This is a genomic window from Congregibacter sp. (assembly GCF_965662665.1).
GTDB lineage: Bacteria > Pseudomonadota > Gammaproteobacteria > Pseudomonadales > Halieaceae > Congregibacter.
Genome location: NZ_CBFIIF010000010.1, coordinates 37,619 through 58,969 on the forward strand (window position 1 = coordinate 37,619; position 21,351 = coordinate 58,969).

21 protein-coding genes are annotated in these 21,351 nt (G+C 55.9%); 13 read left to right on the forward strand and 8 right to left on the reverse strand.

Annotated features, from left to right (window positions below; translation table 11 throughout):
• Positions 1-109 precede the first annotated feature (109 nt).
• Positions 110-739: a nucleotidyltransferase family protein gene (locus tag ACTG39_RS06245; RefSeq protein WP_439106672.1), complete on the forward strand. Its 630-nt coding sequence runs from the start codon at positions 110-112 to the stop codon at positions 737-739.
• On the opposite strand, the gene maiA is transcribed toward ACTG39_RS06245, so the two are convergent.
• The 3 genes from maiA to ACTG39_RS06260 are packed head-to-tail and all read right to left on the reverse strand — an operon-like array spanning position 721 to position 3,537.
• Positions 721-1,371: a maleylacetoacetate isomerase gene (gene maiA, locus ACTG39_RS06250; RefSeq protein WP_439106673.1), complete on the reverse strand. Its 651-nt coding sequence runs from the start codon at positions 1,369-1,371 to the stop codon at positions 721-723. The two genes, ACTG39_RS06245 and maiA, sit on opposite strands and share 19 nt — an antisense overlap.
• A 3-nt stretch (positions 1,372-1,374) precedes the next feature.
• A complete protein-coding gene (locus ACTG39_RS06255; RefSeq protein ID WP_439106674.1) occupies positions 1,375-2,367 on the reverse strand; it encodes a fumarylacetoacetate hydrolase family protein in 993 nt (330 codons plus the stop codon).
• Positions 2,368-2,403: 36 nt separating this feature from the next.
• Positions 2,404-3,537, reverse strand: coding sequence for a homogentisate 1,2-dioxygenase (locus tag ACTG39_RS06260; protein ID WP_439106675.1), 1,134 nt, complete (start codon positions 3,535-3,537; stop codon positions 2,404-2,406).
• Positions 3,538-3,613: 76 nt separating this feature from the next.
• Between ACTG39_RS06260 and ACTG39_RS06265 the strand changes: the two genes are divergently transcribed.
• From ACTG39_RS06265 to ACTG39_RS06305, 9 genes are all read left to right on the forward strand, one after another.
• Positions 3,614-4,090 carry a MarR family winged helix-turn-helix transcriptional regulator gene (locus tag ACTG39_RS06265; RefSeq protein ID WP_439106676.1) on the forward strand — a complete coding sequence of 159 codons (477 nt, stop codon included), beginning with the start codon at positions 3,614-3,616 and terminating at the stop codon, positions 4,088-4,090.
• Complete coding sequence (locus ACTG39_RS06270) at positions 4,087-5,838, forward strand: aromatic amino acid hydroxylase (RefSeq protein ID WP_439106677.1); 1,752 nt, start codon at positions 4,087-4,089, stop codon at positions 5,836-5,838. Before ACTG39_RS06265 ends, ACTG39_RS06270 begins: the two co-directional genes overlap by 4 nt.
• 122 nt (positions 5,839-5,960) lie before the next feature.
• Complete coding sequence (locus ACTG39_RS06275; protein ID WP_439106678.1) at positions 5,961-7,133, forward strand: acyl-CoA dehydrogenase family protein; 1,173 nt, start codon at positions 5,961-5,963, stop codon at positions 7,131-7,133.
• Positions 7,134-7,135: 2 nt separating this feature from the next.
• On the forward strand, positions 7,136-7,756 hold the full coding sequence (locus tag ACTG39_RS06280; RefSeq protein WP_439106679.1) for a glutathione S-transferase family protein: 621 nt from the start codon (positions 7,136-7,138) through the stop codon (positions 7,754-7,756).
• A gap of 64 nt (positions 7,757-7,820) precedes the next feature.
• The gene (locus ACTG39_RS06285) at positions 7,821-9,023 is read left to right on the forward strand and encodes an acyl-CoA dehydrogenase family protein (RefSeq protein WP_439106680.1); all 1,203 of its coding nucleotides are present in this window, start codon (positions 7,821-7,823) and stop codon (positions 9,021-9,023) included.
• A gap of 11 nt (positions 9,024-9,034) precedes the next feature.
• On the forward strand, positions 9,035-10,156 hold the full coding sequence (locus ACTG39_RS06290; RefSeq protein ID WP_439106681.1) for an acyl-CoA dehydrogenase family protein: 1,122 nt from the start codon (positions 9,035-9,037) through the stop codon (positions 10,154-10,156).
• A 64-nt stretch (positions 10,157-10,220) separates the two neighbouring features.
• Complete coding sequence (locus tag ACTG39_RS06295) at positions 10,221-11,582, forward strand: ABC1 kinase family protein (RefSeq protein ID WP_439106682.1); 1,362 nt, start codon at positions 10,221-10,223, stop codon at positions 11,580-11,582.
• 2 nt (positions 11,583-11,584) lie between these two features.
• Complete coding sequence (locus ACTG39_RS06300; protein ID WP_439106683.1) at positions 11,585-12,913, forward strand: ABC1 kinase family protein; 1,329 nt, start codon at positions 11,585-11,587, stop codon at positions 12,911-12,913.
• A gap of 7 nt (positions 12,914-12,920) precedes the next feature.
• A complete protein-coding gene (locus tag ACTG39_RS06305; RefSeq protein ID WP_439106684.1) occupies positions 12,921-14,450 on the forward strand; it encodes a cryptochrome/photolyase family protein in 1,530 nt (509 codons plus the stop codon).
• A 24-nt stretch (positions 14,451-14,474) separates the two neighbouring features.
• Here ACTG39_RS06305 and ACTG39_RS06310 read toward each other — a convergent pair whose 3' ends face one another.
• Both ACTG39_RS06310 and ACTG39_RS06315 read right to left on the reverse strand, forming a co-directional pair.
• Positions 14,475-14,669, reverse strand: a complete 195-nt coding sequence (locus ACTG39_RS06310; protein WP_439106685.1) for a DUF2256 domain-containing protein — start codon at positions 14,667-14,669, stop codon at positions 14,475-14,477.
• Positions 14,666-15,970 carry a DASH family cryptochrome gene (locus ACTG39_RS06315; RefSeq protein WP_439106686.1) on the reverse strand — a complete coding sequence of 435 codons (1,305 nt, stop codon included), beginning with the start codon at positions 15,968-15,970 and terminating at the stop codon, positions 14,666-14,668. Before ACTG39_RS06315 ends, ACTG39_RS06310 begins: the two co-directional genes overlap by 4 nt.
• A gap of 177 nt (positions 15,971-16,147) precedes the next feature.
• On the opposite strand from ACTG39_RS06315, the gene ACTG39_RS06320 reads away from it, so the two are divergent.
• Positions 16,148-17,257, forward strand: coding sequence for an NADH:flavin oxidoreductase (locus ACTG39_RS06320; protein ID WP_439106687.1), 1,110 nt, complete (start codon positions 16,148-16,150; stop codon positions 17,255-17,257).
• A gap of 95 nt (positions 17,258-17,352) precedes the next feature.
• Here ACTG39_RS06320 and ACTG39_RS06325 read toward each other — a convergent pair whose 3' ends face one another.
• On the reverse strand, positions 17,353-17,784 hold the full coding sequence (locus tag ACTG39_RS06325; RefSeq protein ID WP_439106688.1) for a hypothetical protein: 432 nt from the start codon (positions 17,782-17,784) through the stop codon (positions 17,353-17,355).
• Complete coding sequence (locus ACTG39_RS06330; RefSeq protein ID WP_439106689.1) at positions 17,769-18,773, reverse strand: GGDEF domain-containing protein; 1,005 nt, start codon at positions 18,771-18,773, stop codon at positions 17,769-17,771. Before ACTG39_RS06330 ends, ACTG39_RS06325 begins: the two co-directional genes overlap by 16 nt.
• A gap of 5 nt (positions 18,774-18,778) precedes the next feature.
• Here ACTG39_RS06330 and ACTG39_RS06335 point away from each other — a divergent pair, with 5 nt between their 5' ends.
• The gene (locus ACTG39_RS06335; protein WP_439106690.1) at positions 18,779-19,078 is read left to right on the forward strand and encodes a GGDEF domain-containing protein; all 300 of its coding nucleotides are present in this window, start codon (positions 18,779-18,781) and stop codon (positions 19,076-19,078) included.
• 413 nt (positions 19,079-19,491) lie between these two features.
• On the opposite strand, the gene ACTG39_RS06340 is transcribed toward ACTG39_RS06335, so the two are convergent.
• A complete protein-coding gene (locus tag ACTG39_RS06340; RefSeq protein ID WP_439106691.1) occupies positions 19,492-19,962 on the reverse strand; it encodes a Dps family protein in 471 nt (156 codons plus the stop codon).
• Positions 19,963-20,053: 91 nt separating this feature from the next.
• On the opposite strand from ACTG39_RS06340, the gene ACTG39_RS06345 reads away from it, so the two are divergent.
• A complete protein-coding gene (locus ACTG39_RS06345) occupies positions 20,054-21,346 on the forward strand; it encodes an NADH:flavin oxidoreductase/NADH oxidase family protein (RefSeq protein ID WP_439106692.1) in 1,293 nt (430 codons plus the stop codon).
• Positions 21,347-21,351: the final 5 nt, after the last annotated feature.

The window sequence follows — 21,351 nt, forward strand, 5'->3', positions numbered from 1 at the left end:
GACAGCATAAGGCTTTCACAAGCTATCGCAAGGGCTAAATCCTCATTTACAGACACTAAAATCTGCGGTGATTCCGGGCTTTTGAGGGTAAAAAATTGCGAATTCTCTTATGAATAAGGACTTGGCTACCACGGTGGAGCAGAATTTTACGGTTCTCATTTTAGCGGCAGGTAAGGCGAGTCGTTTCGGTGGTGATAAACGGCGGGCGCTCTTTGAGTCACGAAAAACACTGCTAGAGAAGACTATTTCGCAATTTCAGCCCTTGGGGCTAAAGTTGGTAGTTTGCTTATCTGCGGACGATAAAGACGATTCCCTCGAGGCAATGCTGCACGGGAATGCCATCGAGTGTGTGCGCTGTGCGCGCGCAAAAGAGGGGATGGGCAGCACGCTAGCCGAGAGTGTGAATGCTGTAGGCGATGTTGCAGGGGTTGTCGTTGCACTCGCAGATATGCCGGGATTGCGTTCGCAAACAGTTTCTTTGCTCCTGACCCATGCTGACAGTGAGCATATTGTCTGTCCGGTTTTTGATGGTCAGCGGGGGCATCCCGTTGTATTTGGTAAGCGATACCTCCCTTTGTTGAAATTGCTGTCCGGAGACAGGGGGGCTAACCAGCTGCTTAGGGAGTACGCCCAGAATTGCATATCCGTACCGGTAAAAGATCCTGGTGTGTTGTTAGATGTTGACACTCCCGCTGATTTAGATCGTGTTCGGCGGATGATTCAGGAGCGTTCTTCCTGAGGCGTATCTGATTGTCTCGATGGATGTGCTTTTGCAAAAGCGGGCAGTGTTTGGCAACGCTTATCCATCGCCACGATGTTGGGAAAGAGTGATAGGTCGACGTTGAAACGATAGGCGTTGAACACCTGGGGAATTAGGAACGCCTCGATCATCCCCGGGTTTTGTCCAAGAGAGTATGCGTCGTCAAAGCCTCCGATCGTTTTTTCTATGGCGGTGAATCCGCGTTGAATCCAATGCGCGTACCAGGCGTCTACCTGCGTTTTCTCAAGCTTCAGTGTGTCACCGAGATATCGCAGCACGCGCAGGTTGTTCAGTGGATGTATATCGCAGGCAATGTGCTGGCAAAGGGCTCGATGCTTCGCCTTCTCGAGAAGTTCCTGAGGATAAAGTGATGGATAGGGATGAGCCTCTTCAAGCCACTCCAGAATAGCGGTCGATTGCCCAAGAGTTTCTCCACTATCCAGAGCAAGTGCTGGCACCAGACCCTGAGGATTGCGGCTCAGGTAATCCTCCGAGCGCTGCTCCCCGCTGACAAGATTTACGGGCACGATGTCATGCTCGAGATCTTTCAGACCCAGTGCGATTCTTACTCGATAAGCCGCCGTCGATCGAAAGTAGCTGAAGAGTTCCATGCGCTATACCGCGCTGGGCTCGTAGCGCACGATGATCTGATCAATCGCACCGAATATGGAGGAGTCCTGAGCGTCGAGCATTTCAATGCGAATGCGGTCCCCAAAACTCATGAACGGTGTGCTGGGTTTGCCATCTTTGATAGTTTCCAGGCAACGTATCTCGGCCAGGCAACAGGATCCGTCCTTTGAGCCCACGTTAGATACTGTTCCCGATCCAATCACCGCGCCGCTCATGAGAGAGCGCGACTTGGCGCAGTGGGCGATGAGTGTGGGGAAATCAAAGGTCATATCCTGCCCCGCATTTGGCGCGCCCACCAGATCGCCGTTGTAGGTAGTGCGTAACGGTAGATGCAAACGCGCGCCGTCCCAGGCGTCACCGAGCTCGTCGGGAGTGACCAGCACCGGCGTGAAAGCGGTCCAGGGCTTGGACTGATAAAAACCAAATTGTTTTGCCAGTTCTGCGGGGATCAGGTTGCGTAGGGATACGTCATTTACGAGGCCTAGCAGTTTGATGTGTCCCGCAGCCTGGGCTGGAGTCACACCCGCAGGTACGTCATCGGTAACCACGACAACTTCTGCTTCGAAGTCGATGCCCCACTCTTCGCTTTCTACTTCTACAGGATCTTCAGGGCCGATAAATGCATCTGATGCACCCATATATACAAGGGGGTCTTCCCAGAACGATGCGGGGAGCTCAGCCCCGCGTGCTTTGCGTACCAACTCTACATGCGTGACGTAGGCACTGCCGTCCGCCCAGTGATAGCTGCGTGGAAGAGGCGCCGCGCATTGGCTGGTGTCAAAGGGGGCTGCATCGCTGTGACTTCCCTCGCACAGCAGTTGGTACTGCTCCTCTAAGCTAGGCGCGATGTTTTTCCAGTCATCCAGCGCAGCTTGTAACGTCGGGGCAATGCCAGTTGCATCGCAGCAGGTTTTTAGATCCTTAGCCACGATCATAAGGCGACCGTCGCGACCGGATTTGTAAGAGGCGAGTTTCATCAGCGTGATCCTTTCGTCCGTAGTCGGTATTTGTGCTTAGGCGCCCTTGCTGCGCCAGGAGTTCACATAGTCAGGGTTTTCGACGCTTTGCACTGCGGGCTGAATCTTTAGCGCTCGGCGCGTGTCGATCATTACCGCCACTTCATCCGTCTCTTTTGCCGGATCGGTTTGCGATTTTTGTAGCGCCTTGGGATGCGGGCCGTGGGCGAAGCCACAGGGATGATAGGTGATCATTCCGGCGTCGATATTGTCGCGACTAAAAAAGTTGCCGCGGTGGTAGAAGAGCACTTCATCGTAGTCATCGTTGTTGTGATAGAACGGAACTTTCAATGCTCCGAGATCAGTCTCAATAGGTCTTGGGCAGAACGTACACACAACGAAGCCACCACCCATAAAGGTAGTGTGAGCTGAAGGGGGCAGGTGGTATCGATGACTCATCACCGGTCTGATATCCCGCCAGTTAAGACGCAACACCGTGTTGGTGCCGTGCCAACCCACTGCGTCCAAGGGGTTGAAGGGAAACGTCACAACGCTGACCTCATCGTGACGTTTGATGTGGACGTCCCAGGGGTCTTCGTTCTGTTGTGCGATGAAGTCTTCGTTGATGTGCGGATGATCCAGGACCGCGGGGTCAAAGACCGCGTGGGGTCCCAACATGCCTCGATCCGGTAGCTGGTAGGCTCCGTCGCGATCTTCGATGATCAGACACTCCACCGGCGCGTCGGGCTCAATGCGCCAGGCGGTGCCCCGGGGTATTAACAAGTAATCGCCGTCGCGAAAGCTCAGTTGTCCGTAGTCACAATAGAGTGATCCGCTTCCGTTATGCACAAATAACAGGTCGTCGCCGTCGCTGTTGCGCACCAGGTGGCGCATAGCGCTGCTGCAGCGCCAAAATCGCATGGCCACATCGCCATTAGCTAGCAATGGCTGCTGGGAAAAGGGAGATTCACTGAGCGATTCAAGCTGCATGAGATCAAAAGCGTAGGGTCTCAAGGGCCCTTGCCAGTCAATCCAGCCTGTCGGGGGGTGGCGGTGGTGAATGTGGCTCGCCGGACCAAAAAAGCCCTCGCGACCCATTTCCCGCTCATAGGTCCCTTCCGGGAGATCGCAATGCGCCTGCCGCGAATGCTGTCCTTCGCGGATCACGTGGGGGATCCATTGTCGACTCATGATCTTTTGCCTTTTTCCTTGACAGGAATGAAGCATACTAGTTTCATATGAAACTATCTAGCGAATGGATAGCAACGTGACACAGCCTTTAAACCTTGAGGGTTTCCTGCCCTATCGATTTGACCGCCTCGCCAAGCACATCAGTGCATCGCTTGCGGGGGTCTACCGCCGTCGTTTCAGCATAAGCGTGCCCCAGTGGCGTATTCTTGCCTTATTGCACGAAACGCCTCATCTGAGTGGTAAGGACATCGCGAAGCAGGGCAATCTCGATAAGGTCATGGTGTCCCGGGCTGTTGCGGATCTGGAGCAACGGGGACTTCTCGCACGCTACCTTAGCCCCGAGGACGGTCGGGTTAATGAACTATGTCTTACCAGACAGGGAGAGCAGCTTTTTGAGTCTATCGCGCCCCTTGCACTTCGTTGGGAGACGGACTTTCTCAAAGTGCTCAGCAAAGGTGAGCGCAGAGATCTTGCGCGTATTCTGTCGAAGCTCGAGCAGCATGCAATGTCCACAGCTCATCATCCAGTCAAAGTCGGGGAGGGCATGTTGTGAGTTCCACTGCGCCTAGCCAGCAAGAAATAGTTGCCAGTCTGCCGGTACACCTGCGGCCCTTTGTAACTGTGCAGGACCCAGACAACCAGTACACGGCCAGGGATCATGCGGTGTGGCGGTTTCTCATGACAGCCTTAACTCACGGTCTCGAAGAGACCGCGCATCCCGTGTATCTCGAAGGTCTGGCAAGGACCGGTATTGCTCTGGATCACATACCTTCCATCGATGAGATGAATGCCTGTCTCGCAAAGTTAGGTTGGCGCGCTGTCGTTGTGGATGGCTTTATTCCCCCAGCAATTTTTATGGAGTTTCAGGCGCTCAAGGTTTTGGTTATTGCGCTGGATATGCGCAGTGTCGAGCATCTCTTATACACCCCGGCTCCGGACATTCTTCACGAGTCTGCGGGACATGCTCCGTTTCTTATCGATGTTGACTACGCTGAGTTTCTCCAACGTTTTGGTGAAGTGGGTATGCAGGCGATTGCAAATCAGCATGACCATGAGCTGTATGAAGCAATCCGGGCGCTGTCGATCATCAAGGAAGATCCTGGCTCCGCTGCGGAGGATGTTGCCGAGGCTGAGGCGCGGCTTAGCAGACTGGCGAACGTCGATACAAAGCCCTCAGAAGCGGCACTTCTGACGCGCTTGCACTGGTGGACGGTGGAGTACGGTTTGGTCGGCGAGCTGGAGGATTACCGTCTCTTTGGCGCTGGCTTATTGTCGTCGCTCGGTGAATCCCAAAGCTGCAGGGACGATGCGCAAGTAAAGAAAATCCCTCTTACGGTTAACGCGGTAGAGACGCCCTACGACATCACATCGACCCAGCCGCAGTTGTTTGTAACCCGTAGTTGTAAACATATGAGCCAGATACTCGAGGAGTTTGCGGCCACCATGGCCGCCCGGCGCGGAGGAGCGGAGTCTTTACAAAAGGCGATTGATGCCGGGGTTGTTTGCAGCGCCGAGTATGACTCGGGAGTACAGGTAAGCGGCGTTTTCTCGGACATGATCTGCGATGCTGTGGGTAACGTGAATTATCTGCAGACCCGCGGGCCTACGCAGCTGGCCTGGCGTGGAAAAGAGCTTTATGGACACTCTATTGAGAGTCACCAAGAGGGTTTCGGGTCGCCCGTGGGACTCTTGAAAGATTTTAGCCGTTGTTTATCGCAGTACACGGTAGATGAGCTAAAAGCCCATCGCATCGTTGTGGGAGAACCCGTGCAGCTCGAGTTTTTGTCGGGGATCACTGTGCGTGGCCGACTCGAGGATGTTGTTCGCCAGGAGCATCGCAACCTGATTTTGAGCTTTAGTGACTGCACGGTTACTACGCTGGATGGGCGGGTATTGTTTCAACCCGCCTGGGGACGCTATGACATGACGGTGGGCGGGCGTATTGCCAGTGTTTTTGGCGGGGTTGCAGACCGGGAACAGTATCAGTTGTATCGGCCCTTGCCACGGACCACAACGCCCTCAGAGGAGCCGGACGCCAAGCTGATGGTGGCCTATGCAGTGCTTGGTCCGGGCAAAGATGCCGCCTGTGTTGTGAATGGTGCCGAGGCGCAGTTAATCCTCGCGTGCCTCGATGAGTTTCCGAGGGAGTGGTTGCTCCGCGCGGAGATACTCCTTGCGGGGCCTGATCGAATTTCCAATGAGATGGTGAATCGAGCTCGTGCCGAGCTTGATGCCCTTGTGGAGGACCCTCAACACCGGCGCGCCCTGGCTTTGGTGCTTCCCGAGACCTTCAGTATTTGATCCTCGCCTGCGGCCTGGTCGAGGATGCCTGGACTTAGAAGCTGCGCTCCTCTTGTTGGATTGAGCATCACTCAGTATTATTAAGTGGCACTCAATAAACGTAGCTGGCCAAGGATAGATTTATGTCCCTCGACTTTGATAGCGCTCGCCTGCCCAATCCTCATATTCGGACTGAGCATGAAGAATGGCGAACGCATCTGCGTCGTTTCATCGACGCCGAAATCGCACCTTTCGCTGAAGAGTGGGACGAGGCGGGGGAGATTCCCATGGATCTTTGGCCAAAGGCTGCTGCCGTCGGGCTGCTGGGATTGGGATACCCCGAAGCCTACGGTGGTACTTTAGAAGGCATCGATTCCTGGCACAGCTGGATCTGCAGTGAAGAGATGAATCGCTTTGGTGTAGGGGGCGTGCAAGCGTCCCTGCTGGTGCACGGCATTGGTTTGCCGCCGGTGATTAACTGGGGCTCTGAGGCCATGAAACAGGCGATTGCGCCACCGGTTCTTGCAGGCGAAAAACACATATCGCTGGGTATCACGGAGCCCGGAGGCGGCTCTGACGTAGCGCGCTTACAAACCACCGCGGTTCGCGATGGTGACCACTACATTGTCAATGGTTCCAAGACCTATATCACCGGTGGTATGCGAGCCAACTGGGTTTCTACAGCAGTGCGCACCGGGGGCGAAGGAGCTGGAGGGGTCTCCATGCTGCTGATCCCGACGGATGCCGAGGGCTTCTCCCGCACCGCTTTGGATCGTAAGCAGGGCTGGTGGGCCTCAGATACCGCGACTCTGTATTTTGATAACGTCCGAGTCCCCGTTGAGAATCTTATTGGCGAAGAAAATCGCGGATTCCTCGTAATCATGACGAACTTCAACAGCGAGCGAATGGGTATGGCCAGCTCTATGGAGGCTCAGGGTCGTGTATGTCTGGAGGAAGCCGCGAACTGGGCGCGGGAGCGCAATACCTTTGGTAAGCGACTTGCTGATCATCAGGTGATACGCCATAAGTTTGCCCAGATGAAGCAAAAATTGAACGCTACTCAAGCGTACATACGCAGCTGCTACGAGAGCATCGAGAATGGCAATGCGAATCCCGGTGATATTGCCTTGCTGAAGGTGCAAGCCAGCGAGACCCTCGAGTTTTGTGCGCGCGAGGCGATGCAGATTCTGGGTGGCACGGGGTATATGCGCGGTAATCGCGTAGAGCGAATTTATCGGGAGGTGCGCGTGAACGCGATCGGCGGTGGCTCAGAAGAAATCATGCGGGATCTGGCAGCACGGCAGTACGGACTATGACCATGAAGCTATGGCATTGCGAGGGCGCGCGCTCCTTGCGCGCGGTGTGGGCTCTTGAGGAGTTGGGGCTGGACTATGAGTTGATCATGCTCCCATTCCCCCCCCGGGTGTTTCAGAGGGAGTATCTTGAGATTAACCCGCTGGGCACGATTCCCTACTTTGTAGACGGCGATGTAGAAATGACCGAATCCTGTGCGATTCCTCATTACCTGGCCACGCGACCCGGCAATGAACATCTCGCATTACCGCCAGAGCATCCTGCCTACGGCGACATGCTCAACTGGACCTATCATGCGGACGCGACCCTAACGTTCCCTCAGACCATCGTGTTGCGATACACGGTGCTCGAACCCACGCCAGAGAAAAAGCCCGTAGCAGACGACTACGCCAAATGGTTTATCGCAAGACTGCGACGCCTGGATGCACATCTGGAGAACAACGACTATCTTGTGGATGGACGTTTCACCATCGCGGATATTTGCGTTGGCTACGCACTGTATTTCGGTAAGTCTCTGAAGCTTGATGAACGTTTTAAGCCTCAAACGCTGGCCTACCTGGAGCGCCTCATGGCCAGAGATGCGTTTAAACGCGCCGACGCTGCGGGGCGAAAGGCGCCCGAGTGAGTGCCTGAAGCTTCGCCAATCACGTCATCACACTGTTTGACCCACTAATAATGGAACACACGACATGAACGCTGCTGTAAAAGAACTCGAAGATTTTCGTCGCGAGGTGGCTAGCTGGCTCAAGACGAATAAGCCCGGTGATCCTGGTTTTTTACTCCCCCAAACGTTTATGGAAGTCGGTTCAGAGCAGCAGCTGGACTTTCTAAGGGAGTGGCAACACAAGGTTTGGTCAGCAGGCTACCTCGGCATGGCCTGGGCGAAGGAGCATGGCGGGCAGGGCGTAGATGCGATTTATCAATCTGTCGTGGATCAGGAGATGCGTCGTCAGGCGGTGCCCATCTGCTTTAACGTTATCGGCCTTGGTTGGGCGGGCCCGCTGATTAATGACATTGGCACCGAAGAAGAAAAGCAGCGCTACCTCAAGGGCATTTTGAGCGCCGAGGATATCTGGTGCCAGGGCTTTTCAGAACCGGATCACGGCTCTGACCTTGGCAACGCGCGCACTCGCGCCGAGCGCGATGGAGACGACTATGTCATCAACGGCAGCAAGATCTGGACCACCATGGGCAACTATGCCAAGTACATGATTTTGCTTGCGAGGAGTAACCCCGAAGCCGAACGAAAGTACGACGGCTTATCGTTCTTTCTGGCACCTATGACCGTTGCAGGCGTGGAAACGCGGCCTATCCGCAAGCTCACGGGAGAGTACGGGTTTACAGAAACGTTCTTTACTGACGCGCGAATTCCTGCGGACTGCCTCATGGGCGCCGAGGGCGAAGGCTGGAAAATAGCGATGAAGACGCTGCAGTACGAGCGTGGCGCTGAAGCCGGTGCGGCGGGTGGTTTAGCGTTTGTACGTATCGTTATCGATGATCTCATCGAGCAGTTGCGGGATGTTACCCGCGACGGAAGGCCGGTACTCGAAGATCCCCTGATTCGGGATCAACTGGTCAGCCTCATTATGGAGGAGAAGGCCATCAATCTGGGTGATCGCAGATCTGGCATCCCGGCGCTCACCAGCGACTACCCTATGTCACTTCCTCTATCCAATAAACTGCGCTGGACGGAATATGCGCGACGTATGCGGCAGTTTGCGATTAATGCTCAGGGGGCCGATGGCGCCTTGTTTATGGGAGATGATCGCGCACGCGAAGGGGGATTTTGGCAGCGGGCATATCTCAATAGCTTTTCAGCCACGATTGGCGGAGGCACAAGCCAGGTTCAAGCCAACATCGTCGCCGAGCACGTGCTCGGCCTGCCAAAGTAAAGGGGCGCCTTATGTCAGTAATGGGAAACACGGCCATGCGTTTTGATGAGGAGCAAAGCATGCTCCTGGACTATGCGCGCAGTTTTTGTGCCGACCGCGGTGGACTGAATGCAGCGCGAGAGCATCTCGAAACACCTCTCGAGTACAGCCCTGCGGTGTGGGAGGAGATGGCGGCCATGGGTTGGACGGGCATAGGTTTGCCGGAAGAGCTTGGCGGAGCAGGACTGGGCATCGGCGCCGCGGTCCCGGTAGCAGAAAGTCTGGGTAAGTTCCTCATGGGAACACCGTTGATATCCACCATGCTCGCAGCGCAATTACTGTTGCGAGCGGATGGATCAGCAGCCGCCGACGTGCTCCGAAGTATTGCCGGGGGAGACGCTGCCTGTGTCGCCGAACTTGAATCAGAAGATTGGGCTGCACTACCCGGCAAGACGGTGATTGATGAAGCCGGGCTTCTTCAAGGGCAAAAACGGTTGGTAATGGATGCGCAGAGCGCGCGTTGGATGGCGGTGCTGGCCCTGGTCGGCGGCGACGTCGCTTTGGCAGTGGTTGATGCTGCGACTTTGAGTGCGGATGCGCTTAGTCCGCGTGTCCTTATCGACAACACCCATCGCGCCGCAGATGTCAGCTTCGTGGATGTGGAGCCGGCTTTGGTAGTGACCGGCGAAAAGGTTCTCGCAGCGCTGCGTGATTATCGCCTTCTCGGAGCCTTGCTCGTGGCGGCAGAGAGCACGGGTGCGGCGGCTGCCTGTCTGGATGTCACCGTAGATTACCTAAAGACACGCAAGCAGTTCGGTAAGCTCATCGGCTCTTATCAGGCGCTTAAGCATCCCAGCGTTGATATCCTGAACATGATGGATTCTGCGCGTTCCTTTGTGTATCACGCGAGCTCGCTCATGGGGCCAGAGGCCCTGGGTCGAGACCAGGAAATTGCCTGTCGAATGGCCAAGGCGCAGGCAACGGATACGCTCAAGTTTGCCGGCGATCGTGCGGTGCAGTTTCATGGCGGTATGGGTTTCACCTGGGACTGCGATGCGCAGCTGTTTATCCGTCGCGCTCAGGGTGCGCAGCAGCAGTTTGGCGATGCACAGCATCACCGTCAGCGTCTGGCTGCCCTCTTGCTCGACGAGTAGTTCAGATTCTGGACAACACGCTGCCCTCTAAATCCTTAGGGGGCGATTGTGCGTAGTAACTACTATGTCTAAACGTTCATCCATCCGTCGCGGAAGTTTTGGTCGCGGCCTCGCTGTGTCTCTGGCCGGTATTCGCGCAGGGGGTGCCTTTGCTCTGGGTTCCGCCGTAGGACGATTGCGCGGCGAAGAGGCAGGCAACAGCGAGCTCATGCGCCGAGAGGCGCGTCGGTTTACCGCTGAGCTTGGTCGGCTCAAAGGCACCTACGTCAAAATCGGTCAGATGATGGCCTTGCTCGGAGAGCACTTTCTTCCCGAGCCCCTTACCGACGCGCTCCATGATCTCGACTCGCAGACACACCCTTTGCCCTGGTCTGAGCTCGAGGGGTCTGTGCGCGAGAGTCTGGGGGACAAGTACCAGGAACTTCAAATTGATAGTAGGCCCCTGGCAGCGGCTTCGCTTGCGCAGGTGCATCGCGCGACCCGCCGCAGTGACGGCTACGAGCTTGTGTTGAAAACCCAGTATCCAGGCCTTGCAGAAGTCATTGATGACGACTTTGACGCCGTCGTGCGGATGCTGTTGTTAACCCGGTGGATTAAAGCCGGGCGCGAGATGGACGCATGGTTTGAGGACATGCGCGAGCAGCTGCACCACGAGATCGATTACCGGCGAGAAAGCGACATGACGCAGAGCGCTCGCGATCGCTTTAGAGCCGATGACCGGTATCACGTACCGGAGGTTATCGAGAGCTACTGCAGTGACACGGTTCTGGCTCTGGAATATGTAAGAGGTCATCGCGTGACGCAGCCCGAAGTCGCTGCACTGTCGCAATCCCGCCGTAATGCCCTGGGTCAAGCAATGCTCGAACTGTTTTTCATAGAGCTGTATGACTGGGGTGTACTGCAAACCGATCCCAACTTTGGCAACTATCTGATTCGCAGCGACGACAACACTGATCAGCTGGTATTACTGGACTTTGGCTCAACGCTGGCTTGCGATGATAACTTTCGGCGCCATTTTGGTGATGCCATCGCAGCAGGACAGATTGGTAATCACGCACTGCTCGCTGACAGTCTTGTGGGTCTTGGTTGTCTCAGGGAGGACGCCACAGAGTTTGCGAAAAAGAGCTTTTGCGAGTTTTGCGAGATGCTCCTGGAGCCTTTGGCGAATCCAGAGAACCTGCCGGCTGAGTTTCTCAATGACAAGGGTCAATACTGCTGGGGGCGCTCACGTTTGATGCAGCGCGTAGGCAAGCACGCGGCCAGCTCTGCGGCGACCCGCCACTTTGCGACACCGTCTCGGGACTTTGCACTGATCGTGCGCAAGCTCACAGGTGTGTTCACGTTCATTACCGTGCTCGATGCGGAGTTTAACGGCCACGAAATAGCCCATCGCTATATTGATGGCTGGATTGGGAAGGTGGCTTAGGGATGGCTGATTTCGACGATAAGCCCCGTTCAAAAGGCAAGGCTGTACCGGCAAGTCGCGCGGGACGTTTTGCCAAGGTGGCTCGCCTGGCCGGTGGCGTCGCCGGTGGAATGTTAGCCGAGGGCGCGCGCCAGTTGCGCGCAGGCAATCGGCCCAGTAAGCGTGACCTCTTGCTAACGCCGGGCAATGCCCGGCGCGTCACCAAGCAGCTCTCGGAAATGCGCGGAGCTGCCATGAAGCTGGGACAAATCTTGTCCATGGATTCGGGTGAGCTCTTGCCTAAGGAGCTCACAGATATTCTGGCCAGTTTGCGTTCCGACGGGACGAGCATGCCGGATTCGCAGCTCGAAGAGGCAATGTGTGAGGCTTACGGCAGTAACTGGGAAAGCGAGTTCCATCTCTTTGACCGCTATCCCATCGCCGCCGCATCCATCGGCCAGGTGCATCGCGCTGTAGATCATGAAGGCAGAGAGCTGGCACTGAAGATTCAGTATCCGGGAGTGAGCAAAAGTATTGCCAGTGATGTCGATAACATCGCTACGGTTCTTCGGATCTCGGGGCTTTTGCCCGAAGAAGCGGATCTTCAACCACTGCTGGATGATGCCAAGCGTCAACTCAAGGACGAAGCTAATTACCTTAAAGAGGCAGAGTTCTTACGCAGATTTAACGAAGTTTTAGGTGATGACGAGCGCTTTATTCTTCCCGAGCTTGTCTCTGAGCTGACGCGCAAGAACGTGCTCGCTATGACTTATGTCGCAGGCGGGCCCATCGACGCAATTGCAAGACGCCCGCAGGAAGAGCGAGATCGGGTGGTGTCAGCCTTGGTGGAGCTACTGCTCACCGAGCTCTTTGAATTGCGCATGGTGCAAACCGACCCTAACTTCGCTAACTATCAGTACCGCTGGTCCAGCGGAGAAATCGTACTTCTGGATTTTGGAGCTACCCGGGATTTTAAAGCGCGATTCGTCAGTAACTACCGAAAGCTTGCCGCCGCCGCGGTGCATGGCGATAGAGATGCGATGGCCCTGGCAGCAGAAAAAGTCGGCTATTCCATGGGCGATGAAGACTCCCGCTATCGCGAGCTGGTTCTGGAGTTGTTACTGCTAGCTCTGGAGCCCCTAAGAGAAGACGTGCTTTACGACTTTGGAAGGTCGACCATGCCTGAACGTCTAGGCGCTCTCGGAAAAAAAGCCACGGAGTATGCCGACTTTTGGCACGCCCCACCCACGGACGTGGTGTATTTCCATCGCAAACTCGGCGGTATTTTTATGCTGGCAGCACGCATGAATGCACGGGTAAACGTCAACGCGCTGATGCAGCGCTGGCTCTGATCACCCTGTGAGTACAACAACGTTGCGGCTGGTTCTCGGCGACCAGCTTTCCTTCGAGAATCCGGTGCTTGTTAATGCGGAGCCTCAGCGTGACTGGGTTTTGCTCGCCGAGGTCGCAGAAGAGGCGACGTATGTGCCGCACAACCGGCACAAGATAGCGTTGATTTTCAGCGCCATGCGCCACTTTGCCGACGCACTTCGCGAGCGGGGTTTTAAGGTCATCTATCGGTCTTTTGATGAGGGCGTATCCTCGCTGCGCCATGCAGCTGAAGATGCACTAAAAACGTCAAAGGCCAGTGCTTTGTTGGTTACAGCGCCTGGAGAATATCGGTTGCGCACGCAGATTCAGGCCTGGGAGTCAGAGTTGGGCGTGCCGGTTTACCTCCAGGAGGATGCACGTTTTCTTGCCTCTCTTGATTACTTTGAGTCCTGGGCGAGCGGTCGAAAGCAGTTGCGCATGGAGTACTTTTATCGGGAGATGCGCCGTCATTACAAACTGCTTTTGGATGAAGACGGTGAGCCAGAGGGTGGCAAATGGAACTATGACGCAGACAACCGTAAAGGTTGGCGAGCGCAGACAGAGGTTCCCGAGCGGCCGGCGGTGGCGGCGGACACCATTACCCGGGAGGTTATCGAGCTGGTCGAGAGGGAGTTTCCCGGCAACCCGGGCGACCTGAATGAGTTTCGTTTGGCGGTCACGTCCTCAGACGCGCAGTCGCAGTTCGATTGGTTCTGCAAGCATGCGCTCACAGATTTTGGGAGTTATCAGGATGCACTGGCCGAGGAATCTCCGTGGATGTTTCACGGCCTCATCTCCATGTATCTGAATATAGGATTGCTGGAACCCCTGCCGGTTTGCAGGCAAGTGGAGATCGCCTGGCGTGAGGGTCACTGCTCGCTGGCCGCTGCCGAAGGGTTTATTCGTCAGGTTTTGGGCTGGCGGGAGTACGTGAGAGGTATTTACTGGCACGCTATGCCGGACTACGCGCTGCGCAACACCTTTGAAGCCCGGCGCGCGCTACCCGCCTGGTTCTGGACCGGTGATACCGATATGCGATGCCTATCGCGGGCACTGCGTCAGAGTCTGGATCTTGGCTACGCCCACCATATTCAGCGCCTTATGGTGATAGGTAACTTCGCCTTACTGGCGGGGCTGGATGTGGAACAAGTTTGCGAGTGGTATCTGGCGGTTTATGTGGATGCTTTTGAGTGGGTTGAGTTGCCCAACACTTTGGGTATGGCCCTGCACGGTGACAATGGTCTGATGGCCAGCAAACCCTACGCCGCATCGGGAAAGTACATTCAGCGCCAGGGTAATCACTGCAGCGCCTGCCGCTATGATCCAAAGCAGACGACAGGAGAAAACGCCTGTCCCTACAACAGCCTCTACTGGCACTTTATTGATCGTCACCAGGACTATCTCACCAAGAATGCGCGTATGGGACTCATCATTGGTGGCTGGAAGAAACGCGACGCGGCAGATCGCGAGGCTATCGTGGCCTGGGGCGATCGAATTCTAGCGACGGTGCTGGACTAACTCTTTCGATCTGGCGTTTTTGCTTTAGCGCTGCGCAGTACTCTTGCGGCGTTGGCTCGAGCAGCGCCGGGAGCAATAGACTATTTCTTCCCAGTTGTTTTTCCAGCGCGCTCGCCACTGAAAGGGTCGGTCACAGACTGGGCAGACCTTTTCTGGTCTTGGATGCTTACCTTGAGCGCGTCCACTGGATGCGAGTTTTGTTGTACTGCGTTTCTTCACGGTGTAGTCGGCGTGATGGGCCAGTCCGCGGCATCAGTTACGTACATGGGTTGCTTTGGACGATTGCCGTCCCACTTTGCGGTGAACACACCGTCAGGATCGTACTGCGCAGTCTGCTTTTCTATATTGAATGCCCGTCCTCCCCGGGGATCGGCACCAACGCCCGCGATGTACTGCCAGTTACCGTAGTTGCTCCCTACGTCGTAGTCGATCAAGTGCTTTTCGAAGAAAGCTGCGCCGTAGCGCCAGTCGATACCCAAGTCATGAACGAGACAGCTTGCGGCTATTTGGCGGCCGCGATTACTCATCCAGCCCGTGGAAACCAATTGGTGCATAAGGGCATTAATCAGTGGGAAGTTGGTGTCTCCTGCACACCAGCGAGCGAAGTTTCGGGGTTCAAAGGTGCACCGTGATACCGCTCCCGCTCGTCCTCCATGGCGGAACAAGGCGACGCCATCACGCAGAGCGCGATAAAAAAAGTACTCGCGCCACAAGAGCTCAAATACCAGCCAGTAAGTAGATTCATTGGCGCCTTGCTTCGCCTCATGCTCGCGCACTGCTGCTGCAACCTCGCGAGCAGAAATACTTCCCAAGGAGAGCCAGGGAGACAAGGTCGAGCTGCCCTCCAGGGGGTCGAGGCAATTGCGGGTGTCTTTGTATTGGCGTACGGCGCCGCTCTCAAGAAACTGGCCCAAGCGCCGTTGCCCCGCGCTGCTACCTCCGCGCAGGGGCAGGCCCAGAGGAGGTTTGATGGGTGTCCTGGGGATCTGATGAAAGCTAACTGCGGGCGGTGGGGGCAGCTGCGGGAGATCTCGCGATGGCGAAGCGGGGTGAAGGTGTTTTTCCACCTTGCGGCGAAAGGGTGAGAAGCTTTCGGGCAGTTCGGGGCAGAGCGCCGCGACATCCGCGGCGTCGAAAAGTGTGTTTCCTGCATGCTCCAGTACCGGAACATCCAGACGCTCGCGCAGCACGCGCAATGCCCGTGTTTCGTAACTTCCCGCGCACTGGCTGGCATGCACGGCATCTATGGAGTAATCGCGCACAAGATCAGGGATCACGAGCTCCGGAGAACCCTGTAATACCAAGAGCTTCTGTCCCAGAGGTTGCAGATCTTCGTGCAACGCCAGCAGGCTTTCGGTGATAAACCGCTCTCTTTGCTCGCCCAGACCCTGGGTGTTGCACCAGGGCCGTTGTCTCGGCCACAGAAAAATCAAAAGAAGCTCGTCCGCTTCTGCTGCGGCGACGAGTCCGGGGTGGTCATGTAGTCGCAGGTCACTGCGAAACCAGAAGATAGCGCGCATGGAGGGCTCGGTCCTGAAAGTACTTATAAGTACGCAAGCGATACACACTTAGATGGAAATTTTTAGGAGCCTAAGCTACGCTCTGGCGCCCGAAAAATGACTGCGAAGACCCTACATGACGAGTCCGCAGTGGGAATTCAGTTTCACACTAATTCAGAACTCAATGACGGAGATTTCATGACCGATAACAGTGCCCTTTTTAAGCCGTTCACCCTGGGCAAGCTTGAACTTTCCAATCGCATCGTCATGGCGCCCATGACCCGCAACATGTCACCGGGAAACGTGCCAAACGAGCAGGTCATTGAGTATTACCGACGCCATGCGGCGGGAGGTACGGGACTGATTTTTACCGAGGGTACTTGCGTCAATCATGCTGCGGCTAGCGGTCATCCCGATGTTCCCTACTTCTGGGGCGAAGAGCGTCTGGCGGGCTGGAAGAAGGTCGCGGAGGCCGTGCATGCCGAAGGCGGCAAGATAGCACCGCAGCTTTGGCATGTAGGTGGTATTCGCAAAGCGGGTACACCTCCTGAGGGAGACGTGCCGGGGTATGCGCCTTCGGGAATGGCAGTGCCCGGCAAAGTACGTTGTCATGTGATGACGCAAGAAGACATCGATGACGTCATCAAAGCCTTTGCTGAAGGCGCCCGGGACGCAAAAGCCTGCGGTTTTGACGCTCTTGAGTTGCACGGCGCCCACGGCTACTTACTCGATCAGTTTTTTTGGGAGGGTACGAATCAGCGTGATGACCATTACGGTGGCTCTCTCGACAATCGAGGGCGTTTTGCTCGCGAGATTGTCGCCGCCTGTCGCGATGCGGTCGGGCCTGAGTTCCCCATTGCACTGCGCTGGTCTCAGTGGAAGCAGCAGGATTACAGCGCGCGCCTCGTCGAGACGCCCGAGGCGCTGGAGCAGTTTCTAACGCCTTTGTCAGAGGCGGGGGTGGATATTTTTCATTGTTCCCAGCGACGTTTTTGGGAGCCGGAGTTTGAGGGTTCAGACCTGAATCTGGCGGGCTGGACAAAAAAGATCACTGGCAAGCCGACGATCACCGTGGGCAGTGTAGGTTTAAACGCGGATTTTATTCCTGTGCCTGGCGAAACAAGCTTCCGAGAGGCGGAGACGGCATCGCTGGATGACCTTGTCTCGCGACTTAGCGCCGAGGAGTTTGATCTGGTGGCTGTGGGGCGGGCGATGCTTGCCAATGCAGATTGGGCGAACAAAGTGCGCGCCGGCGATAACGAGGGGCTGGTGCCATTTCGAAAGGAAATGCTCGGTTCCCTGAATTGATAAACACCGCCGGTGTTCTGCGGCTAATCGCTTAGGGCTCTTTAACGGCTGAAGGCTCTTTATTCGCTGAGGGCTCTCTACTGGCTGAGGGCTCTCTATTTGCTGAGGGCTTTATCGGTGCCCCGATCAGCTTCGAGTTCGGCGATCCGCTGCTGCAAGTGACGATTTTTCACGCGCAGTTCGTGCACCCGCATTTGGGTTCTGGTCACATCTTCTGGGGGAGTGGTCAGGGATCCATCTTTGGAGGATTCCATTAGGGGGCTTGTCAGCGTTGGTGCTGCGCTTGGTCGGAATTCGGATTGGCTCCAGGCCAGGTAGCTGAACGCCGCACTACCCACGAGCAGTAGCGCCGTGGCGAGGTGTTGCCACATTCGGTGATGGCTTTGGGTGGTCGATCGCAGGGTAACGCGGCTCGGCGCGTCGCAGCTGATGATGTCTACTGTCGAGGGATTAGCCGATGCTGAATCTGAGGCTACCGCAGCAATCAGCTGATCACTTAGCCATAGATTATTTACACGTTGCTGCATACAGCTCCGCGCCCCTGGGCCTTGGCGTGATACAGATGCGTGTCGGCGCGCTGGAGCAGGCTCTCATCCGTGTCACCCGCCTGATAGTCAGCGATTCCAATGCTGATGTCGGGCAGCACATTCTGAGCGCTATCGCCCATGCAGTATTCTTCAATGCCGATACGCGCAAGGTTATTGCGGATTTGTCTCGCTGCGTCACGAGCGCCTTGAAGATCGGTGTGAGGCAGCAAAATGGTGAACTCATCGCCGCCGAACCGAAACAGCAGGTCAGATCCGCGCGTGCTGCGTTTGAAGACACTGGCTATGGTCTTCAGCACGTGATCGCCCCCAAGATGTCCCAGACGCTCGTTTAGCTCTTTGAAATGATCCACGTCAATCATCATCAGGGCCAGAGGGCTGCCGTGACGTTGAGTGCGCGATAGTTCTCGCTCCGTCCACTGTTGCAGAGACAGGCGGTTGCCGAGGCCAGTCAGGGGGTCCTGAGTTACCATTTCCTCCAGAATTTCGAACTCAATTGCAATGCGCAGGCACCGCGATAGCGTGCCCAGTCCCTGCTCGATACTGAGCAAATCGTCTTCGTTGAAGCGTTCGCGCCGGCAAAGGGTCATGCGGCCCAGTTCTACCCGGTCGAGCGTCAGATTGTAGTTGGCACTGTGATGTCGTCGGTTGGCAAGATTCAAGTCAGCGTTGCCGTTCTTCGGCGCATAAGTAACACCGTCCGCCAGTCCGAGCTCGGTACACCAGAGGTAAAAGAGGTTCACGAGCCTGTCTACTTCATTGCAGCCCAGAAGCCGCTGCATAAGCAGTAATTGCTGCTCTGCATTGGTATTCCAGCTACTGGGTTGATCGGGTTTGGACTCTCTTTGCGGAAACGCGCCGCCACTCGGTGCTGGTGGGGCCGGTTCGATGTTGGAGCTGCTCTGAAAGGGGATCACTTTCTTCACCGTTGCTGCCTCGTCGCCGCCGGATTTGGCGATCGTTATCTGCATAGGACTTGTGCAGCAATCGGCGTGCCAGCGCCAGCAATATTGTCTGTCGCTATGGTGGAGATGAATTCGTTATTTTATTGCCCGATACCCATGTGCAAGGCGCTGAAGTGTTTGCGCGGAGTGCTTGTGATGAAGTGCTCAATGCGGGATTTAATGACAATGGTAAGCCCCTCGATGTGTCTATTTCCTGTGGTGTTACAGAGCTAGTCACAGGCGATACGCTCGAAAGCGCCATCGGTCGCGCAGATGAGGCGATGTATCAGGCCAAAAAAATGGACGGCATGAAGGTCAGCGTCGTCAGCTAGCGCGGCTTCCTGCCGCGCCCCCCCCTAGAGATCACCTGCCAGCAGTTTGTGTTGGGAGAGACCCGTGCAGGCTGTTCGCATTTTCAGTATTTATATATTATAATTATCTAATCTACGGCGCTGCGACCACAAGACCGCTACGCTGTAACCCGTCTTCGGTCCGTGAGCATTAGCTTGCGGTTGGCCCCTGAGCCTTTGGCTGAGGGGCTTTTTTTTGACCGCTAATCTTGCCTGGCTCGAAAGCATTAAGTCTGCGGAAGTCGGCAGGCAGTCCGACGTCGATGCGAAAGCCCAGGAACTTTGTCGTTTGGCACACAGGCGCGACTTACAGCGCTCGCTGAGATGGATAAGCCCCGCTCTGCAAATCACGCCGGCTTGCCTTGAGCCGTCGCACTGGACGGCTGTCGGGACGGTTAAGCGGCGAGCGCTCTCAGCATCCAGGCTGTTTTTTCGTGGACGCGCATGCGATCAGACACCAGTGCTGCGGATGATTCATCATCAGCGCCTTGCGCCTTCACGAGGACCTCTCTGCAGGTTTTCACGATTTGCTCATGACCCTGGGTCAGAATACGAATCATTTCTGAGGCGGGAGGAACGCCGTCGACCTCGTCGATGTTCGATAACTCTGCAAAGGCCTTGTAAGTACCCGGAGCGACTACATCCAGTGTGCGAATACGTTCGGCGATCTCATCAACGGCCAGAGCCAGCTCGTTGTAGTGCTCTTCGAACATCAGGTGTAATTCTCTGAACTGTGGTCCGGTGACATTCCAATGAAAATTGTGAGTTTGCAGGTACAGGGTGTACGAGTCGGCGAGTAAAACCTTCAATCCACCCGCAATGCTCAATCGATCCGCTTCGTTTATGCCAATGTCGATACCGCTCATAGCTGCTCCTTTGCTTATTCCAAGTTTCCCGTCTTCTGTAACATTGATATGGTGGTGCTTTGCCTAAATTCAAGTACTGGGAGTCTCCTTAGTGACAAGCTTATCTCAACCATTGACGCTGCCCTGCGGTGCTGTTGTAACCAATCGCACGGTTAAAGCGGCGATGACCGAGGGACTGGCCAGTGTAGACGGTATGCCAACTGCTGCCCTGGAGCGACTCTACGGTATCTGGTCTGAAGGGGGTTCCGGGGTTCTGATTACCGGCAATGTTGTCGTCGATGCCTACCACTTGGAGCGTCCGGGTAATGTGGTTGTAGATAGAGAGCCTGATGCTGTCATGAAGGACGCGCTGGCGAGCTGGGCCTCGGCAGCGACCGCGGCGGGTAATCACGCCTGGGTTCAGATCAGTCACGCGGGCCGACAGACGCTCAAAACAGTAAACCCCCATCCCAAGGCTCCGTCCGCGGTAAAGCTTGGATTGCCCGGTGGGCAGTTTGGGGAGCCCGAAGCACTGACCGGCGATGAGATCGCCGACTTGGTACAGCGCTTTGCCACCGCGGCAAAAGCGATGCAAGAGGCCGGTTTTACAGGGGTTCAGATTCACGGCGCCCATGGCTATCTGATTTCACAGTTTCTCAGCCCGCGCAGTAATCAGCGGGACGATGCCTATGGTGGTGAGTTAGCCAATCGCGCACGCTTTCTTCTCGAGATTGTTGATGCAAGCCGGGAGGCGGTAGGACCCGAGTTTCCGGTGGCGGTAAAACTTAACAGCGCAGATTTTCAGAAAGGAGGCTTTGCCTTTGAAGAAAGCCTTCAGGTTGCCAAGTGGCTCGAGGAACACGGTGTTGATGTGATCGAGATCTCCGGTGGTACCTACGAGCAGCCCAAGCTCTTGGGGCTGGAGGGGATCGAGCCTACGGAGAAGCAGCACGTTGCCGAGTCTACGCTGCGGCGGGAAGCTTACTTTGTCGACTTTGCCCTGGCGATGCAAAAGCAGGTCTCTATACCGCTGATGGTTACCGGGGGGTTTCGCTCCCGGGCGGCAATGGAGCAGGCGCTCAACGAAGGCGGTGCATCGCTCATTGGTCTGGGTCGCCCCTTGTGTGTGCAAACCGATGGGCCGGCGCGCTTACTTGCGGGTGCCGAGTCACTCCCACGTTATGAAGACGAGCTGGCTTTGCTTCCTTCCTGGCTGGGCTTCTTGAAGAGCATCAGCCTGATTAAGACGCTGAGCACATTTGCTACGACTTACTGGTTTTATGCGCAGCTGGACGCTCTGGGTCGAACAGGCGAAGTGGTGCCAAAGCTATCTGTTTTTAAAGCGGCCATGCAGGTCAGCAAGCAGCAGTCTACATTTTTGAAAGCGCGGCGCAGTCAGACTTAGACAGC

Bases quoted from the DNA above. Each gene is read 5' to 3' on its own strand.
- ACTG39_RS06320 (WP_439106687.1), top strand. From the start codon at position 16,148: ATGACCGATAACAGTGCCCTTTTTAAGCCGTTCACCCTGGGCAAGCTT.
- ACTG39_RS06275 (WP_439106678.1), top strand. From the start codon at position 5,961: ATGTCCCTCGACTTTGATAGCGCTCGCCTGCCCAATCCTCATATTCGG.
- ACTG39_RS06255 (WP_439106674.1), bottom strand. From the start codon at position 2,367: ATGAAACTCGCCTCTTACAAATCCGGTCGCGACGGTCGCCTTATGATC.
- ACTG39_RS06245 (WP_439106672.1), top strand. From the start codon at position 110: ATGAATAAGGACTTGGCTACCACGGTGGAGCAGAATTTTACGGTTCTC.
- ACTG39_RS06315 (WP_439106686.1), bottom strand. From the start codon at position 15,970: ATGCGCGCTATCTTCTGGTTTCGCAGTGACCTGCGACTACATGACCAC.
- ACTG39_RS06260 (WP_439106675.1), bottom strand. From the start codon at position 3,537: ATGAGTCGACAATGGATCCCCCACGTGATCCGCGAAGGACAGCATTCG.
- ACTG39_RS06300 (WP_439106683.1), top strand. From the start codon at position 11,585: ATGGCTGATTTCGACGATAAGCCCCGTTCAAAAGGCAAGGCTGTACCG.
- ACTG39_RS06325 (WP_439106688.1), bottom strand. From the start codon at position 17,784: ATGCAGCAACGTGTAAATAATCTATGGCTAAGTGATCAGCTGATTGCT.
- ACTG39_RS06285 (WP_439106680.1), top strand. From the start codon at position 7,821: ATGAACGCTGCTGTAAAAGAACTCGAAGATTTTCGTCGCGAGGTGGCT.
- ACTG39_RS06280 (WP_439106679.1), top strand. From the start codon at position 7,136: ATGAAGCTATGGCATTGCGAGGGCGCGCGCTCCTTGCGCGCGGTGTGG.
- ACTG39_RS06295 (WP_439106682.1), top strand. From the start codon at position 10,221: ATGTCTAAACGTTCATCCATCCGTCGCGGAAGTTTTGGTCGCGGCCTC.
- ACTG39_RS06290 (WP_439106681.1), top strand. From the start codon at position 9,035: ATGTCAGTAATGGGAAACACGGCCATGCGTTTTGATGAGGAGCAAAGC.
- ACTG39_RS06340 (WP_439106691.1), bottom strand. From the start codon at position 19,962: ATGAGCGGTATCGACATTGGCATAAACGAAGCGGATCGATTGAGCATT.
- ACTG39_RS06330 (WP_439106689.1), bottom strand. From the start codon at position 18,773: ATGCAGATAACGATCGCCAAATCCGGCGGCGACGAGGCAGCAACGGTG.
- maiA (WP_439106673.1), bottom strand. From the start codon at position 1,371: ATGGAACTCTTCAGCTACTTTCGATCGACGGCGGCTTATCGAGTAAGA.